Here is a 17,756-nt window from a genome sequence, read left to right as displayed (position 1 = left end):
CCCGTGCCGGGCCCGGTTCAGCGCCTCCCTTCCACCACCTCTCCCTCGGTCCCGGCGGCACGCTTCACCGCCGTGCGCACCACGGCGGCCACCGCGTCCGTGTGCGGCGGACGGACGATGCCGTAGTGCGTGGTGTCGAGCACCCTGGACTCCTCGATCGGCGACAACCCCGCCTTCCAGAGCGCCAGTTGACTGCTCGGGGAGCCCAGGTCCGGGAGGCCCGGCACGGGGTCGGCGGCCAGCCAGAGGTACGACGGGGTGCGCACCAGCCGGGGCAGCGTGTGCTGTGACATGGCCACGAGGTTGGCGCGGCAGCAGCGCGCGAGGCGCTCGGCATAGGTCTGGGCGGCGCGGCTCACGGTGGCCTCCCCGCCGACCGCCTCCCGAGCCCTGGCCCCGAGGCGCAGCTCCTGGGCGAAGACCGCTTCGATGCCCTGCTCGTCGTACGTGAGGAAGCGTGGCGACGCGTCCGGCGGAGGCGGATCGAGCAGATGCAGCCCCTCGACGGGACGACCGGCCGCCTCGGCCTCCGCCGCCATGGCGTGGGCCACCCACGCGCCGAAGGACCATCCCGCCACCTGCCAGCGCCATGTCCCGTGCGGGAAACTCCGCTGAAGGGCGGTGCGGTAGGTGTGGGCCCGTTGCGCGAGGGAGAGGGCGGGTCCACGGGCGTCGTCGGTGTTCAGGGCCGGGTCGGCGATCAGACAGACGGTGAGGTCCGGGCCGAGCGCCGACACCAGGGCACGGTAGGCCTGGATGTCCCCGCCCACGGGGTGGACGAGGCACACCAGGTCGCGGCCCGTGCCGTGTTGCCACACCTCCAGGGTGACGTGCTCCTGAAGAGCGGGAGCGGGAGCGAGAGGGGACGTGGGCGCGGGGACGGGGTCCGGTGGGCGCAGATGGCCGAGGACCTCGTCGAGGCTGACGCGGTGACTCAGGCGGGAAAGCTCGATCCGCGTACCGAAATGGCTCTCGATCTTCGTGACGAGGTCGATCATCGTGAGGGAATCGGCACCGTGGTCGTACAGGCTCACATCCGGATCGAGTTCCCCGTCGTCCAGCCCGAGCCACTGACACAGCCAGCCGGAAAGCAGGGCAGCGGGGTCCGGCCCGGCGGGTGCGGCGGGGGCGACGGCCGGGTCGGCGGGAGTGAGGGACGGACCAGGAGCGTCGGGCCGCTCCGGCCCTGCCTGCCGCTCCGAACCCGCGTAGAAGACGCCCGCCCGGTCGATGTCCGTGGTGGACACCATCACGTGCGGCAGTTGCAGGCCGAGCGCCCGGCCGAACACCCGGCTCCCCTCGGCGGCCGTCATGCCCACCGCGAGGTGGGCCCGGTGCCGGGCATCCGTGTGCGGGGCGTGCACCGCCATCCCGCCCTCGCTCCAGATGTCCCAGTCCAGAGCGATGCGCAGCGTGCTCTCCGCCGCCCCGGACCGGTACCGGGCGAAGCCGTCGAGCAGCCCGTTCGCGGCCGCGTAGTCGAACTGGCCCACACCGCCGAACAGGACGGACATCGACGAGCAGTACGCCGCGAACGCGGGCCGGTACCTGGCGATCACCTGCTCGACCACCAGCGCACCGCGCAGCTTCGCCTCCGTCGTACGCGCCATGACCGCGCGGTCGCGGCCGGTCAGCAGCCCGCCGCCGGGTGCGCCCGCCGCGTGCACGATGCCGTCGATCCGCGGCGCGCGCTCCTCCAGCAGGGCCAGGACCTCCTCGGGGGCCGCGGTCGCCAGATCGGCCTCGACCCACTCCACGCGGTCCGCCAGGGGTACGAGGACGGAGGGAAGCTCCGCGTGCCGCGACACCAGGACGACCTGGCAGTGCGCCTCGGCGAGCAGGTGTGCGGCCAGCGACCCGCCGACGCCCCCGGTGCCGCCGAGGACGACGTACGTCGCCCGGTCCTGCGTGCCCGGCGGGGGCAGCAGCGGGGAGCGCGTCGCCGGTTCGCGAACCGCGACCGGCAGAAGGGCCTGGTGCCACCAGTAGCCCTGCCGAAGGGCGAGGCGGCGGGGCAGCGGGACGGCGTCGGAGGGTGCGTCGACCTTGCCCGCAACACGATCGGGGCCCGCTGCCGCAGCGGTCAGGAGGCCCAGCAGAGCCGGGACCCACCGGCCCAGCCCGCCGTCGGGAAGGTCCAGCCAGCGGCCGTCGCCGAGGCCCTCCTGCGCCGGCACCTCCGCCGCACCCGCGAGCAGTCCCGACTCGGGCCGCTCCACGGGTCCTTCGACCGGCTGGGCGCCGTACGACAGCCACCACGGTCGCAGGTGTACGCGACGGAGCGGCCCGGCGGCCGCCCGCAGCAGTGCCGCGGGGGTGTCCAGGCAGGCCCACCGTGCCCGCGCGAGTGCGGCGGTGCCGAGCGGTCCCGGTTCCGCGTCGGCGAGCGGCAGGGCGTGCAGCCAGTCGACCACCGGGTGGTCCGGTACGGGGGGTACGACCGCCTCGAACAGACGGCGCAGGGAGTCCGGGTCGGCCGGATCCACCTCGAACCGGTCCACGCCCGCCGGGGCGAACCCCTCGGCCGCGACCGCGAGCACGACCCGGTCGTACAGCGCTTCGAAGGGGCGCAGCGCGTCGGGCGTCGGCGGGACGGCAGCCATGACCACCAGCAGGGGCCGCCGGTCCGCGCCGCCGGGAGCGGGCTCGTGTCCGGCACGGCTCAGCCGCACCCAGTGCGGCTGGTGCAGCCACCGGTCCTCGGGGAGGCGCTGAGGCCAGGTGCCCGCGGGCTCCATGGGGTCCGCGCCCGGGCGGGCCCGCTCGAAGTCGTACTCCGCCAGGGCGAACGCGGGCGGCGGGAAGTCCCAGGGCGCCTGGGCGGGACCCGCGGCCCAGCGCACCTCACGGCCGTCCGCCCAGGCGCGGGCCAGGGACGCAGGGGTGAGTTCGTCGGCGTGGAGGAGATCAGCGGCCAGAAGTTCCACGCGCACCGGGTCCGAGGGGGCCGGGTCCGTGGTCACCGGGTCCGTGGGCAGTCGTTCGCCCGGACCACGCCCCTGCTCGGGCACCGCCGTGGGCCGTGTCCCGCCGTCCGCGACCGTCCGCAGCCAGGCCACCGCAGTGGACGCGTCGTCGCACACCGCCGCCACCCGCCAGCGCCGCGCAGGACGTCCGGCCTGCAGATGGCGCAGGACCTGCTCGTACGATTCCGGACGTCCGTCGAGGTGGTCCGCGATCCGCGCCGCGTCCTCACGCAGGGCCTCCGGACTCCTGCTGGAGAGCAACAGGCAGGCAGGAACGGCACGTTGGGGATCGTCGGCCCCGCCCGTCGGCGGTGCGTCCGCCTCCAGGACCACGTGCGCGTTCGTACCGCCGATGCCGAAGCTGCTCACGGCCGCCACCCTCGGCCGCCCCGTCGGCCACGGGGCGGCCTCGACCGGGATGCGGAAGGGGGCCGCGTCGGGGCCGATCTGCGGGTTGAGGCGCCGGAAGTCGACCTGCGGCGGGATCACCGCGTGGTGGATCGCGAGGACGGCCCTGACCAGACCGACCACTCCCGCGGCAGCACCCAGGTGCCCGATCTGGCTCTTCACGGACGCCAGCGCGCACCGGTCCTTCCCCGCCAGGCCGAAGGCCTGGCGGAGCGCTCCGACCTCGACGGGGTCGCCCAGCGGGGTCCCCGTGCCGTGCGCCTCCACGTACCCGAGGTCGGCGGCGGTGCGCCCGCTGCGGCGCAGCGCCGCACCGATCACCTCGCGCTGGCCGGGCAGTGAGGGAGCGCTGTAACTCAGCTTCTGCGCACCGTCGTTGTTGACGGCGGAGCCGCGGAGGACCGCGTACACGGTGTCGCCGTCGCGCCGGGCGTCGCGCAGCCGTTTGAGCACCACCACGCCCACTCCGCTGGCACCGATGGTGCCGGTGGCGTCGTCGCTGAATCCCCGGCAGTGCCCGTCCTCGGAGAAGATGTGCTGCGTGCGACGGGGGTAGCCGTCGGTGAGCAGCGTGTCGACGAGCACTCCGCCCGCCAGCATCACGTCGGCGTCGCCCTGCCGCAGCAGTCCGCCCGCCACGTGCACCGCCACCAGGGAGCTCGCGCACGCCGCCTGCACGGTGAAGGCGGGCCCGGACAGGTCGAGGTGGTAGGCGACCTTCGTGGTGAGGAAGTCCTTGTCGTGGTGGAGGGCCAACTGGAAGCCGTCGGGCAGCCGTTCGGGATCGGCGTCGCGGAGCATGGCCTGGAAGTAGGTGTTCTCGCCGCAGCCCGCGACGAGGCCCACCCTCGGGCCGTTCGTGCGACGTGCGCCGCCGCGGTACGTCCCGCTGATCCCGGCGTGCGCCAGCGCCTGGACGCAGCTCATCAGGAGGTGGCGCTGCTGGGGATCCATCAGCCGGGCCTCCTGGCGGCTGATGCCGAAGTGCTCCGGATCGAAGGACAGCAGCCCCGACATCTGGCTGCGGGCCCCGACGACGCCCTCCGGAGCGTCGAAGTGCTCGATGCCCCGGGCTCCGCCGCGTATCAACTCCCAGAAGGCCGCCAGGTCGTCGGCGCCGGGAACGCGAACCGCCATGCCGACGACGGCCACGGGCTCGGCGGCGTCGGACGCCGACGCTTCCGCCGCCGCGTACGGCCGAGTGTCCTCGCACGCTGCCGTGTCCTCGGTCGACGTGCCGTCCAGGAAGGCGGCGAGCCGCCCGATGCTGACGTGCTCGAAGAGGTCCGGGATCGAGAACCGCAGCTCCGGTTCGGCCGTGCAGCGCAGGTGGAAACGCATCAGGCCCAGGCTGGTCGCCCCCGCGTCGAAGAAGCGCTCGTCGCGTCCGATCGGAAGGCCGAGCACCTCCTCGAACAGTTCGGTGAGCCGGGCCTCGCGCACCGACAGCGCCACGGAGGCCGCCGGGCGGGCGGCAACCGGCGGACCCAGTTCCTCCCCGGGCGCGTGCAGAGCGGCCCGCCGGTCCAGCTTTCCGCTCGGGGCGAGCGGCAGCCGTGCCAGCACGCGGAAGCGGTCCACGCGTACGTACGAAGGCAGCAACGGCGCCAAATGGCCGTGCAGGTCCGCGGGGGACGGGACCTCGGACCCGGCCTCCAGGCACGCGACGATCCGCACCCCGTCCTGCGGCCCGGTGTCGTCGTCGCACACCACCACCGCGTTGACGACGTGCGGATGCTGGAGCAGGGCGGCTTCGATCTGGCCCAGTTCCAGACGGAAGCCGCTCCGTTTGATCTGCTGGTCGTCGCGGCCCAGGCAGTGCAGCAGGCCGTCCCGGTCGAAGCGGGCCAGGTCGCCGCTGCGGTAGAAGGTGCCCGCACCGGGCAGTTCGACGAAACGCTCCTCGTTGAGGCCGCTGTCCTGCGGGTAGCAGCGGGTGACCATCGTGCCGCCGATCAGCAGGTGCCCGGGGCGCCCCGGCGGCAGCGGCCTGCCGCTGTCGTCCACCACGCGCAGCCAGGCCCCCGCCACCGGCAGGCCGACGGCCGGGCGCTGTGGCCAGTTCGCCGGGTCGCCCTCCAGGCACAGGGCGCTGACCACGTGGGTCTCGGTCGGCCCGTAGTGGTTGAACAGCCGGGCGCCCGGCATGCCCGCGAACCAGCGTTTGATCGCGTCCGTACACAGCAACTGCTCTCCCGCGGTGACCACTTCACGCAGCCGGGACGGATAGCGGCCGAGCCGCACGCCGTGCTCGGCGAGCACGTGCAGCGCCACGTACGGCAGGAAGAGGCGCTGCGCACCCGAGGACTCCAACTGGTCGAGCAGCGCCGGTGCGTCCTGCCTCCACCGCGGGCGCACCAGATGCAGGCGGCCGCCGCCGCACAGCGTGCTGAAGACCTCCTGGAACGAGACGTCGAAGGACAGCATCGAGAACTGCTGCGTGACGGCGGCCGCGGCGAGGCCCCCGCTCTCCTGCTGCCACTGGATGAGGTTGCACAGGGTGCTGTCCGGCACCCGTACGCCCTTGGGGGTTCCTGTCGACCCCGAGGTGAAGAGCATGTACAGCGGACGCGACGCCGCATGCGGTGTGCGCGCCGTGACCCCGGGCGCGCACCCCGCGCCGCGCTCCCGCGCCAGGACCACCGGACGCCTGGGCAACGACGGCGGTGCGACGCCTGCCAGCGGATCGCCCACGGCGTCCGGCGGCACCAGCACGCACAGCGGGGCGGCCGTGGCCAGGATCTGCTGCAGCAGGGCGGGCGGGTAGGCGGGGTCGAGCGGTACGGCGGTCAGGTTGAGCCGGGCCAGGGCGAGCAGCGCCACCACGTGCTCGACCGAGGGCGCGAGGTGCAGTGCGACACAGCGGGACGCGCCGTCGTCCGGCACCGGCGACGGGTACGCGGCGGCGAGTGTGGCCGCCAACTGCGCTGCCTGGAAATCAAGTTCGGCGTACGTCAGAGTCCGGTCGCCGTCGGGCATGACGAGCGCGATCGCCTCGGGCGTACGGGCGACCTGCCGCGCGAAACCCTCGGCGACGGTGGTGAAAGCCAGGGGCACGGGGTCCGCGCGCCCGGGGTCCGGGAGCCGGTCCCGGTAGGGGGCGACGAGCGCGCCGGGAGTGGGGGCCGGGCCGTCGGGGCGGGGCGCACGGGTGAGGAGGTCCAGGCCCCGGCCGAAGAGGCCGGCGACGGCGGCGACCTCGGTGGCGTCGAAGTGGGCGGCGTCGTACTCCCACAGACAGTCGAGCCCGGAGCGGCCGGAGTCGCCGTCTCCGGGTTCACCGACCGAGGACGTGCCGGGCGCGAGCACGGAGAGCGTCAGGGGGCATTTGGCGGCGGCCGGTTCCACCCAGCGCGGGCGGACGGCGCAGCCCGGAAGCGTCAGCGCCCCGAAGTCCGTGTTCTCCAGCACGAACAGGAAGTCGAACGGTGTCCGGCGCTCCGTTCCGGTGCGGGCGGGCACGGGCAGGTCGGCCAGCGCGTCGGCCAGGGTCACCTCCTGCCGGTCCAGGACGGCCCGCGCCCGTGCGGCGAGCCGCAGCATCTGCGCACGCAGCGGCTCGTCGGCCGCCACCTCCACCGGCAGCAGCACCGTGTTCGCGAACATGCCGACCCCGTCGCCGAACTCCGCCACCGGACGGCCCGCGACCGGGCCCGCCAGGCGCAGCCGGGTGCGACCCGTGACGCCGTACAGGCTCCAGGCGTACACGCTCAGCAGGACCTGGAACCGGGTGAGGCCGAGTTCGCCGCAGAGCCGGTCGAGTGCGGCGCGCCGTCCGGCGTCGAGCGAGGTGTGCAGGAGGCGTCCCGTGGGCCGCTCGGAGTCCTGAACCGGATGCACGGGCTCAAGCGGTCCGTGCAGGGACGCGTCGACGGCCTCGGCCGCGAACTCCGCCTGCAGGGAACGCAGTTCGGACCGCAGCTTCCCGTACGCCTCGCTCGCGCACCACTCCCGCTGCCATACGGCGAAATCGAGCGGAGTGTGTGCCGGGGCAGGGGCGCCCGTTGATTCCGCGGCGGGGGCCGCACCGCTCAACGCCTCGGCGTACAGCACCGAGAGGTCCTGGAACAGGATGTTCAACGACCAGCCGTCCACGGCGATGTGGTGGAGTGCGAGCGCCAACTCGCCGCCGGGGGAGCTGCTTTCCCCGTCCGGCGTCCAGCGCGCCCGCAGCAGGCCGGGGCGGGACAGGTCGAACGGCTCGGTGAACATCCCGGCGGGGTCGGTCGCCGCCCACCAGGGGTCGTACGGCTCGCCCACCGTCTGGCGCAGCCCCGTCGGCGTTGCCGTGAAGGACGTCCGCAGCGCCGGATGCCGGGCCACGAGCGCGCGCAGGGCCCGCCGCAGCGCCGGGAGGTCCGGCTCGCCCGCCACCCGGAAGGCGAGCGGCACCTGGTAGGCGAGGGAGCCGGGGTCCTGCTGCTGGAGGAGCCAGAGCCGCTCCTGCTCGGCGGTGGCGGGCGCGGACCGCGCACCGGCGGCAGCAGTCGGGACGGGGTAGGGGCTCGCGCCACCCCCGGCCCCTGCCCCCGCGTCGATCGCGGCGGCCAGCCCGGCCAGGTCCGTCCGCAGGACGAGGGCCTGGGGCAGCTCCACCGCCCAGCGTCGTCGCACCTCGAAACGCAGCCGCAGCGCCTTCAGGGAGTCGCCGCCCACTGCGGTCCACCGGTCGGACAGGCGCAGGTCGTCGACGCCGGTGACGGCCCCGGCCAGACGCAGCAACTCCGCCTGAACCGGCGTCAGTTCCCGGTGGGCCTCTTCGGGGTGCTCCCGGTCGGCCCGCCAGGGAGGGCCGTCGTGGCGCAGCAGCGCGGCCCGGTCCACCTTGCCGTTGGAATTCAGCGGCAGCGCGTCCACCAGATGCACCCGGTGCGGCCGCATGTACGTGGGCAGGCCCTCCGCCAGGTGCCGGGCGAAGTCCTCGTACGACAGCGGGGCGCCGAGGACGACGTACGCGAGCAGCTCATTGACGCCGTACGCGTCCCGGTCGGTGCACACGTACGCCTGCCGGACGGCGGGATGGGCGGTGACGCACCGCTCCAGTTCGCCCGGTTCGATGCGGAAGCCGCGCACCTTGACCTGCCGGTCGGCCCGTTCGACGTAGGTGAAACGGCCTTCGGCGTCGCGGCGGACCAGGTCGCCGGTGCGGTAGTGGAGGCGCGCCCCGCCGTCGTACCAGGGCAGGGTCACGAAGCGGCGTGCGGTCTCCTCGGGCAGGTTGCGGTACCCGGCGGCCAACGCCGCGCCTGCCAGGTGGAGTTCGGCGACCTCTCCGGGCTCCGCCGCCCGGCTGCCGTCCACCACCGCGAGAGCGTGGGTGCCCGGGAGCGGGCGGCCGATCGGGACGACGTCCGCGGCGAGGTCGCGGGGGATCGGGTGGCACAGCGCGAAGGTGGTGGCCTCGGTCGGACCGTACACGTTGTGCAGCTGGGTCGCGCTGGTGCTGTTGTGCGCGTACCAGCGGCGGATCAGCCCCGCGTTGAGCTGCTCGCCGCCGACGAGCACCTGTCCGATGCCGGAGAAGCAGTGCGGGACCTTGTCGACGACCGCGTTGAACAGTGCGACGGTGACGAACAGGACGTCGATCCGCAGCCGTTCGAGTTCGGCCGCCAGGACCTCGGGGGTCTGCGCGGTCTCGTCACGGACGATCACGCAGCAGCCGCCGGTGAGCAGCGGGACCCACACCTCGAAGCTGAGCGCGTCGAACGCCGGGTTGGACAGGCACGCGTAGCGCGCCCCCTCGACCACCGGCAGGTACCCGGGGCTCGCCAGTCGCAGGACACCGGCGTCGCGCACCTCCACGCCCTTGGGGCGGCCGGTGCTGCCCGAGGTGTAGAAGAGGAAGGAGACCGGGGCGGCGGTGGTGTCGGTCCATCCTGCGGCACCGGAACCGGCAAGCAGCTCGTCGACGGTCAACGACTGTGTCCCGTACGGCAGTTCGCCATCCGCAGCGGCCGACTCCGCGTCGGCGTGCACGACGACGGCACTCGACGCGTCGGCGAGGACGTACCGGCGCCGCTCCGGCGGACTCTGCGCGTCCAGCGGAACGACCACGGCCCCGGCGCGCAGCACACCGAGCATGACGCAGACGAGGTGCCAGGAACGCGGGAGGCACACGGCCACGGCCTGACCGGGGCGCACGCCGTGCGCGTGCAGCACCTGGGCCACGGCTGCGCTCAGGGCGTCGAGTTCCGCGTACGTGAGACGCCGCGCACCGTCGAGGACGGCGAGCTCCGACGGGTGGCGGCGGGCCCCGTCCAGCACGGCTGCGGCCAGGCCGGGAGCAGGGCTTTCCGCCGGAACGCGAGCCGGGGCGCTCTCGGCCACGAGGCGTGCGGGGGTGCTGTCGACGCGCGGACGTGACGTGTCGCTCATGCCTGCGCCACCGTTCCGGCCTGCGCGCCCAGGACACTGCCCGGCACCGCACCGGACCTCGCGAGTTCCGCCTCGATCGTGGCCGCGACCCGAGGCAGCTCGGCGGACTCCAGCATGTCCCAGTGGCCGCAGCCGACCGTCTGCACGGTGTACGAGCCGCCGGCGCGCCGCTGCCAGAACGAGCGGACCCCGTCCAGCTCCTCGGCGGTCGCCCCCTCGGCCGCCTGGATGAGGACCGTGCGCGCCGCCGTCACGGAGGCGCTGTGGTCGACGGTGGTGCGCCGGTTGTGGTTGTAGAGGTGGAAGAACTGCTCGATCTGGGCGTCGTCGATGCCCGGGTACATGCCGTTGAACCTGATGAGTTTGGAGCGGAACTCCGCCAGGTCGACCGGTTCGGCCGCCGCGCGCGCCGCCGGGTCGTCGTCGGCGTCGCTGCCGGGGGTGTCCAGCAGCACCACGCTCAGCCGGTCGCGACCCGCCGCGGCCAGCAGCCGTCCCATCTCGTGCGCGACCAGGCCCCCGTAGGAGAGTCCGGTCAGGACCAGGGGGCCGTCGTCGGCGAGCAGCGGTTCGATCAGTTGCAGGTACGCCGCGGCCATGGCGTCCACCGAGGGCAGGAAGCTCTCGCCGGGGTTCACGCCGGGCGACTGGATGCCGTGGACGCCGAAGGCGTCGGGCAGCGACTTGGCCAGGGACAGGTAGCAGAAGGCCGTGCCGCCCGCCGGGTGCACGCACACGACCTGCCCGTGTCCGGGCTCACCCGGACGGAACGTGAGCAGGTTGCTCGGCGGCGGGCCGCTCGATGTGCGGCGCAGCAGCCCGCCGAGTTCCTCGATGGTCGGGTGCAGCAGGAGGTCGCGGACCGGCAGCGACCGCCCGAACTCCTCGCGAAGGGCATGCGCCAGCTTGATGGCGGAGATGGAGGTACCGCCGATGTCGAAGAAGCTGTCGCGGATGCCTATGTCGGGGTGCAGCAGCAGGCCCCGCCATATCTGATACAACGTCAACTCGATCTGGTCGCGCGGACTTTCCTGGTTCACCTGGGAGGGTCGCGCGACCCGGGCGGCTTCCAGGACGGCGGTGCGGTCGAGCTTGCCGTTGGGGGTCTGCGGCAGGTGGGGCAGCTCGACGAAGAAGGCCGGGATCATATGGCTCGGCAACCGCCGTGCGAGCGCGGCACGCCATTGGGCGGGGGTGCGGGGGACGGTGGGGGCGTCGGACGCTCCTGCCGTTTCGGAGTCGCCGAACGCGCCGGGTGCGGAGTGGGCACCAGGTGCGGTGGGCTCCTCGCATCCGGACCCGTCCCGCGTGACCGTCGCCGCCACCACGTAGGGTTCCCCGCTCGCGTCGAGATCAGTGAGGACGGCCGCCTGCGTCACGCCCGGCTCGTCGAGCAGCGCCGCCTCGATCTCGCCGAGCTCGACCCGGAAGCCGCGCAGCTTGATCTGATGGTCGCCCCGGCCGACGTACAGCAGGTTCCCCTCCGGAAGCCACCGGGCGAGGTCCCCGCTGCGGTACATGCGTTCACCGGGCACGAACGGGTCGGGCACGAAGCGTTCGGCGGTGAGTCCGGGGCTGTTCAGGTAGCCGCGGGCCAGCCCCGCCCCCGCGATGTACAGCTCGCCCGTCACACCGATCGCCACCGGCTCGCGGCGTTCGTCCAGGACGTACGTACGCGTGTTGGCGACCGGACGGCCGATCGGGGCCTGGCGGGCGAGCGGGCGCGGACCGAGGTAGGAGGTGCAGTAGAGGGCCGTCTCCGTGGGCCCGTACCCGTTGAGCACGCGCAGTCCCGGCAGCGCCCGCTCCATGCGGTACAGGCTCTCCTCGGACAACGGCTGGAGCCCGGTGCGTATACAGCGCAGGGCAAGCGTGCCGAGCCTCTCGTCCGGTGCTTCGCAGATCCACTTCACGAAGGCGGGCGGCAGCAGTACGTCCACGATCCGCTGTTCGTCCAGCCAGGCCATCAGTTCGCCCGGATCGTCACGCACGTCCTGCGGAACGAGGTGGAGTTCACCGCCCGTGGTCAACGGAAGCAGGAACTCCTGCACCGAGGCGTCGAAGGAGAAGTACGGCCACATCGCGGAGGGCAGCCCCGGCGTCGTGCCGAACTCGGACGTCCAGTGGTCGAGAAGGTTGAGGATGCCCCGGTGGGTGGCGGCGACCCCCTTGGGCCTGCCGGTGGAGCCGGAGGTGTAGATGACGTAGGCCAGGTCCTCCGGCCGGGCGGCGGGGACCCGGGGGGCCGTGTCACCCGCGTCCCCCGTCCCGCCGCTCCCGGCCGACAGTGCGGACACCGACAGCCAACCCTCGTACGGCACAGGTACGTTGGTCAGCACCACCGTCGCGCCCGAGTCCTCGACCATCCCGGCCAGCCGCTCGGCGGGCAGCGCGGGGTCCAGGGGCAGGTACGCGCCGCCTGCCTTCAGCACGCCGAGTATCCCCACCACCATGTCCACGGACAGTTCCGTGTGCAGCCCGACGACCGTGTCGGTGGTCACGCCCCGCGCGAGCAGGGCGTGCGCCAGCCGATTGACCCGCCGGTCGAGGGCCGCGTAGTCGAGCCGCTCGCCGAGGTGCACCACGGCGGTCTGCTCAGGGCGCTCCCGCACCTGCGCCTCGAAGCGCTCCACGAGGCCGCGCTCGTCGTTCGCCAGAAAGGTGTCGTTGAACTCCAGCAGCACCTGCCGACGCTCCTCCTGGTCCAGGAGCGGAAGCTCGTCCGCAGGCCGCTCGGGGAAGGCGGCCAACTGCGCCAGTACCTGCCGCACGTGGCGTACGCAGAGCTCGGCGGTCGCCCGGTCGAAGAGCGCGGAGGCGAAGTCCAGCTCGCCCTCGACGCAGCCGTCGGCCTCGCGCAGCGACAGTGCCAGGTCGAACACGGCTGTCGGGCAAGCGGTCTGACGTGGCGTCACCCGCAGGCCGGGCAGCGCCCACTCCGCACCCTCGGGCCCGGATCTCTCTTCCTGCCACGCGTACAGGACCTGGAACAGCGGGGTCCGGGCCATGCTCCGGGCCGGTCCGACGAGGTTCACGAGCTGCTCGAACGGCAGCTCGGCGTGCTCCTCGGCGGCCTGTACCACGTCCCGCACCCGCCGCACCAGGGCGGCCGCGGTGGGCCGTCCGGCGAGGTCGACCCGAAGGGGGAGCAGTTGGTCGAAGGGGCCGACCAGCCCTGCCCGTGCGGCATGCTCCTCGGCGGTGCGTCCACGGCCGGGGGTGGGCGCCCCGATGACCAGGTCCTCCTGCCCGGCGTGCTTCCCCAGCACGAGGGCCCAGCCCGCGAGCACCAGGTCGGAGACCGCGCAACCCTCGCGTCGGCTGAATTCAGCCAGTGCGGCGGTGAGTTCGCGGTCCAGCAGGACCGGTACCCGCCCGCCCCGGTGGTCCTGCTCGGCGGGCCGGGGCCGGTCGGTGGGGAGTTCCAGAACCTCGGGCATCGCGGCGAGCGTCTCCCGCCAATGGGCGCGCTGGGCCTCCGCGGCATCGGAGTCCAGCCACTCCTGCTGACGTGCGGCGTGGTCGGCGTAGCACCCGGAGAGCTCGGGCAGGACGAGCGAACGCGCTGCCCCGTCAGAAGCATCCGTCCGACCCGAACCGTGCGCCCCGCCCGAACCGCTCGCCCCGCCCCGGAACGCCCCGTACAAGGCGCTCAGGTCGCGCCGGAGGACCCGCACCGACCACCTGTCGACGGCTATGTGATGCAGTGTCAGCAGGAGTACGTGCCGCTCGGCGCCCAGCACCACCAGGCAGCCGCGCACCGGCAGGTCCACCGCCAGGTCGAGCGGCTCCCGCGCCATCTCGTGTTCCACCGCGCGGAGTTGCTCCGCGACATCGATGTCACGCAGTGCCGACAGGTCCCGCACGGCGAGTGGCCAGCCCGTGCCGAGCGCGGCCACCCGTCGGTGCGGAGCGCCCGCCACGGTGGCGAAGCGGGTACGCAAGACCTCGTGGCGGTCGATCAGGGCGTCCAGGGCCCGTGACAGGGCGCCCCGGTCCAGGGTGCCGGTCAACTCGACAGCGACATGGTGCGCCCGGCCGGTTCTCTGCAACTGGCCGAGCAGCCACAGTCGTTGCTGTGCGGGGGAGGGGGTGTCGGAATGCCGCTCGGCGGCTGTCCCACGTGCCGGTGGCTCGGGGGTGGTGCCACGAGGGGACTCGGGGGTGGAATGGCGGGGCTTCTGGTACGCGGTCAAGGCCAACTCTTCCACTGCGCGGGAGCTGCCGTCGGCCGTACGAACGCGAAGCCAAAACCGCACCGCAGACCGGTCCGGCCTTGCACCGGATGATTGATCAACACTTCCGGCACTGTCAAGAGAACCCCTGGCGACTGCGGCCGGAAACAGGAAAACCGGCCGAACAGTCAGGCCATCGGGCGCACACCACGAGCCCCGGGCACGCCGCGGAGCGGCCAACCTGCCCAGCCGCGCCCCCACCACAGGAAAGTCGCCCGGCCCCATCACCGCCGCGATGCAGCGGTCAGGTTTGACGAGGACGAACCGCTTGACGGCAGCACCCAGCGCGGCCTCCAGCCCCCCACCGGCGTCGGCCACGGCCGGGCGTGGTCCCCGACGACGAGCCCGGCCCGGTGGCGGGCGATCAGCCGGAACCGCATCTCGCTCAGGCGGCGGCGTCCGGGCCCGGTGCGCGGCAAGGCTCGCACGGTGACGTCGCGCAGCAGGGCGCGGCGCCGGTCGGCCCGCCCGCGCCGCACCTCGTCGTTCTTCCAGGCCAGGTTGGTGGCGTCGCGCACCCCGGAGTTGAGACCCTGACCGGCGACCGGCGGCACCATGTGCGCGGCGAGCAGGTTGGCGACCGTCAGGCCGACCGGGCCCCCGCGACGACGAGGACGGTGCGCGGGACGCTCACGGATTCACCACCGCCGTCCAGATCGCCTTGGTGCGGTTCCGCATCGCGTCGACCGCTTCGACGGCGTCCGCCAGCGGATACCGGTGGGTGATGAGGTCGTCGGCCACCAGCCCCCCTTTTGCCAGGAGGGCGAGGACTTGCGAAGGCGGCCCGCCCGTCGAAACAGGAGCCGCTTCCGCAAGTCCCTCGACTTCGGCCTGAGCCCGGACGAGATCCACGCCGAGGCGGACCGCCTCCTCAACGACGGCTCCGCCGCCTACCAGCCCACCCAGTAGCCGCGAACGCCCCTTGTCCGCCAACGGCTTTGGCAGGATGCCGACATGGCGATGCAACACCGGAAACAGATGTGTCGGACCACCCTGTGCACCGCGACACGGACCACTGACGCGGGGCGGTGGGAGGTGTTGCTGGGGGAGAAGCTGTCGGGACGCGGGACCGGCCGGACGGTCGTGATCGGCGGACACCTCGACCCCGGCGAGAACCCCGAGCAGGCCGCCGTACGAGAACTGGAGGAAGAATCGGGGCTCCGCCCGGCCGGCCGGGTCCTGCACGTCGCGAACCTGACCTTCACCTTCCCCGGGCAGCGGTGGGACCACAGCACACCGGTATTCCTCGCCGCCGAGCCCGAGGGGCGGCTGCGGGAGTGCGCGGAGATCAGGCCCTTTTGGTGCCCGGTCGAGGAACTCCCCCTGGATCGCATGTGGGCCGACGTCGCCTACTGGCTCCCGCAGGTCCTGCACGGCATCCGCGTCAAAGCCACCATCACCTACACCTCGAGCGACCGCCTCGTCGTCACCGGCGCACACCTCGCGCACCTCACTGACCTCGACAAACCGCTCTCACTCGGCGCCCCGACGGCACCCTGAAGCAGGGTGCACCGCTCCCGCCCGCCCCGCAGGGCGTCTTGTGCCGACGGGCACGGGTCCCGACACTGCCGTGAGGGGGTTCGGATCGATCCGGGGGCGGGCATGGCGGCTCAACGCAAGCGCCGCCGCAGGCGCTCGAAGCGCCAGCGGCGGCAGTTGATGCAGGGGGGTGCACTGGTCGGCGCGGTCCTCCTGGTCCTTCTGCTGCTGAACCGGGACACCGTGTGGCCCTACCTGGCCGGGGGAGGGGGACTCGTACTCCTCGGGGGCGGGGGATGGTGGCTGTGGCGGGCGCACCGGCGCGAACGGGCGGGAGATGCGGCCTGGCGGGCGGCGGAGGAACACCGGGCACGCGAGCTGTCGATGGCGGCGGTGGACGCCATGTCGTGGCAGGAATTCGAGACCTACGTCGCGCAGTTGTGCGTGCGAGACGGCTGCACCGAGGTGCTGGTCAGCGGCAGGACCGGTGACCTGGGAGCGGACGTCGTCGGCCTCCTCCCCGACGGCAAACGCCTGGTCGTGCAGTGCAAGCACTACGCGCCCGAACGCTCGGTGGGCTCGGGGGACATGCAGAAGTTCGTGGGCACCGCCCGGCCCGAACACCGTGCGGACGTGGCCCTGTACGTCACGACCGGCCGGGCCTTCACCCGCGACGCACAGGGTCTGGCGCTGCGCAACGACATCGTCGCCATCCACCGCGACCTGCTGGGTTCGTGGGTGAAGGGGGCCACCCTGCAGTCCTTGATCCCGCTGAACGGCTCCGGCGGCGGCACCGCCCGCCGCCCCCGCAAACCCTGACCGACGGAGAGAGAACGGACTCCGCCGGTCAGCGGCTGAGCGGTGCCCAGGGGGAGGGGGGCGGCGCTCCTGGCTCATCGGGACGCCCCCCGACCGGCCCCCGGCCCCGGGTCACTCCCGAGAAGCCCCGCCCCGCCCCGTACCGCCGACCTCACGGCCGGCGGCCGCGCCTTCCGGCGATCAGTGGGGGACCGGGCACACCCCCGAGGCCACCGTGTTGTAGCTCGGTGCGGCCTTCAGGGCCGTCGTCGTCTTGCCGAGCTGGTTGAGGATCTCGTCGGACAGCAGGTCCTGCTGGCCCTTGAGCGCGTCGGCGACCTTCGTGTCCTTGGGGAAGACCATCTCGGCGGCGACGTTGTCCTGCACGATCCGCGCGAGGTTGTCGAGCGCGGTGAAGATCGGGTCCGCGGGCGTCTCCAGGCCCGGCAGGTCGATCAGGTGGGTGGCGACCTTGGCCGCGTTCATGCAGTCCTTGAGGATGATGGTGTTCTGGTTGAGGAGGCTCGTGGTCCACTGCGAGAGGACGACGCAGTACAGGTCGGCCCACGCCGCTTCGCCGACCTTGGCGCGCCAGGTCTTCATGATGTCCTGCACGCCCTTGATCTGGGCCTGCGAGGCGTGCTCCATGTTGACGCGGATGTCCGGGTAGACGCTGCCGGAGAACGCCTCGAACGACGCCATGTCGAAGGTCTTGGCCGTGATCGAGGCGTTGATGAACTTCAGGCCCGCGGTGAGGATGTTGCCGCAGGACGTGGCCAGCGCCGGCGGCAGGCCCGCGGAGGCGAGCTGGCGGCGGGCGGTGGTGAGTCGGGTGGCGTACGCCTGCAACGGCGCGATCCACGCGGTCGACTTGTCGTCGTTGAAGGCAACCATGACGAGGTCGTGCGGGTCGATGCGGTTCGCGTTGGGCAGGTTCGGGATCTTGTCCGCCAGGTAGGAGGCGATCACCGAGAAGATGCCGAGCGGGACGTGAGCGATGGACTTCGCCAGCTCGAACGTCTCCGACACGGGGTTGGCGGACTCCTGACCGTCCTTGGTCACGAGGGTGAACTTGCCGCCCTTGGCGTCGTTCTGCACGACGACCACGGGGGAGAGGTGCTTGATCAACTCAGCCTTGAGGGTGGCGTAGTTGGTGCGCATCCCGGCATTGACGGCGAGCATCGACGACCGTGCGGTCTGCTGGCTCACCACCTCGGCGGCGGCGCCGTCGGCCGGGGGCGGGACGTCCGCGAAGCTCGGCGCTGCGGAATAGCCGAGCAAGGCGGCCGTGCCGATACCGGTGGCGCTGCCTATGAACCCTCTGCGGGTAGCCATCTTCGTTTTCTCCATGAGGTCTTGCTGATCTGTTTCTGGTGGCTTTTCGATGGGGGGATGGAATGCATGGGGGGACCTTCAAACCGGGTTGGGGGGATGGGGGGACGTGGGGATGTGGGGGAGGGCGACACGGCGGGGCGCAGACTTCGGCGGGTGGAAA

Annotated in this window: 7 protein-coding genes; 3 read left to right on the top strand and 4 right to left on the bottom strand. The window is 72.9% G+C overall.

Annotated features, from left to right (window positions below; all coding sequences use genetic code 11):
* Positions 1–17: 17 nt before the first annotated feature.
* The 3 genes from ACIO3O_RS01165 to ACIO3O_RS01155 form a co-directional block, all read right to left on the bottom strand.
* Positions 18–9,749: an amino acid adenylation domain-containing protein gene (locus tag ACIO3O_RS01165; protein ID WP_401740370.1), complete on the bottom strand. Its 9,732-nt coding sequence runs from the start codon at positions 9,747–9,749 to the stop codon at positions 18–20.
* Entirely contained in the window at positions 9,746–13,945 is a 4,200-nt protein-coding gene (locus ACIO3O_RS01160; protein ID WP_401740368.1) for an amino acid adenylation domain-containing protein, read from the bottom strand. The genes ACIO3O_RS01165 and ACIO3O_RS01160 overlap by 4 nt, the downstream gene beginning before the upstream one ends.
* Before the next feature lie 263 nt (positions 13,946–14,208).
* A complete protein-coding gene (locus tag ACIO3O_RS01155; RefSeq protein ID WP_401740366.1) occupies positions 14,209–14,541 on the bottom strand; it encodes an FAD-dependent monooxygenase in 333 nt (110 codons plus the stop codon).
* A gap of 214 nt (positions 14,542–14,755) precedes the next feature.
* Here ACIO3O_RS01155 and ACIO3O_RS01150 point away from each other — a divergent pair, with 214 nt between their 5' ends.
* The 3 genes from ACIO3O_RS01150 (at position 14,756) to ACIO3O_RS01140 (ending at position 16,282) form a co-directional block, all read left to right on the top strand.
* Positions 14,756–14,893, top strand: a complete 138-nt coding sequence (locus tag ACIO3O_RS01150; protein WP_401740363.1) for a hypothetical protein — start codon at positions 14,756–14,758, stop codon at positions 14,891–14,893.
* 45 nt (positions 14,894–14,938) lie between these two features.
* Complete coding sequence (locus ACIO3O_RS01145) at positions 14,939–15,484, top strand: 8-oxo-dGTP diphosphatase (protein ID WP_401740361.1); 546 nt, start codon at positions 14,939–14,941, stop codon at positions 15,482–15,484.
* A 102-nt stretch (positions 15,485–15,586) separates the two neighbouring features.
* The gene (locus ACIO3O_RS01140) at positions 15,587–16,282 is read left to right on the top strand and encodes a restriction endonuclease (RefSeq protein ID WP_401740358.1); all 696 of its coding nucleotides are present in this window, start codon (positions 15,587–15,589) and stop codon (positions 16,280–16,282) included.
* Positions 16,283–16,462: 180 nt separating this feature from the next.
* Here the strand turns inward: ACIO3O_RS01140 and ACIO3O_RS01135 are convergent, their stop codons facing one another.
* Positions 16,463–17,596: a hypothetical protein gene (locus tag ACIO3O_RS01135; RefSeq protein ID WP_401740356.1), complete on the bottom strand. Its 1,134-nt coding sequence runs from the start codon at positions 17,594–17,596 to the stop codon at positions 16,463–16,465.
* Positions 17,597–17,756 lie beyond the last annotated feature (160 nt).

It is taken from the genome of Streptomyces sp. NPDC087440, assembly GCF_044744005.1.
GTDB lineage: Bacteria > Actinomycetota > Actinomycetes > Streptomycetales > Streptomycetaceae > Streptomyces.
This window is presented reverse-complemented; position numbering and strand designations above follow the sequence as displayed.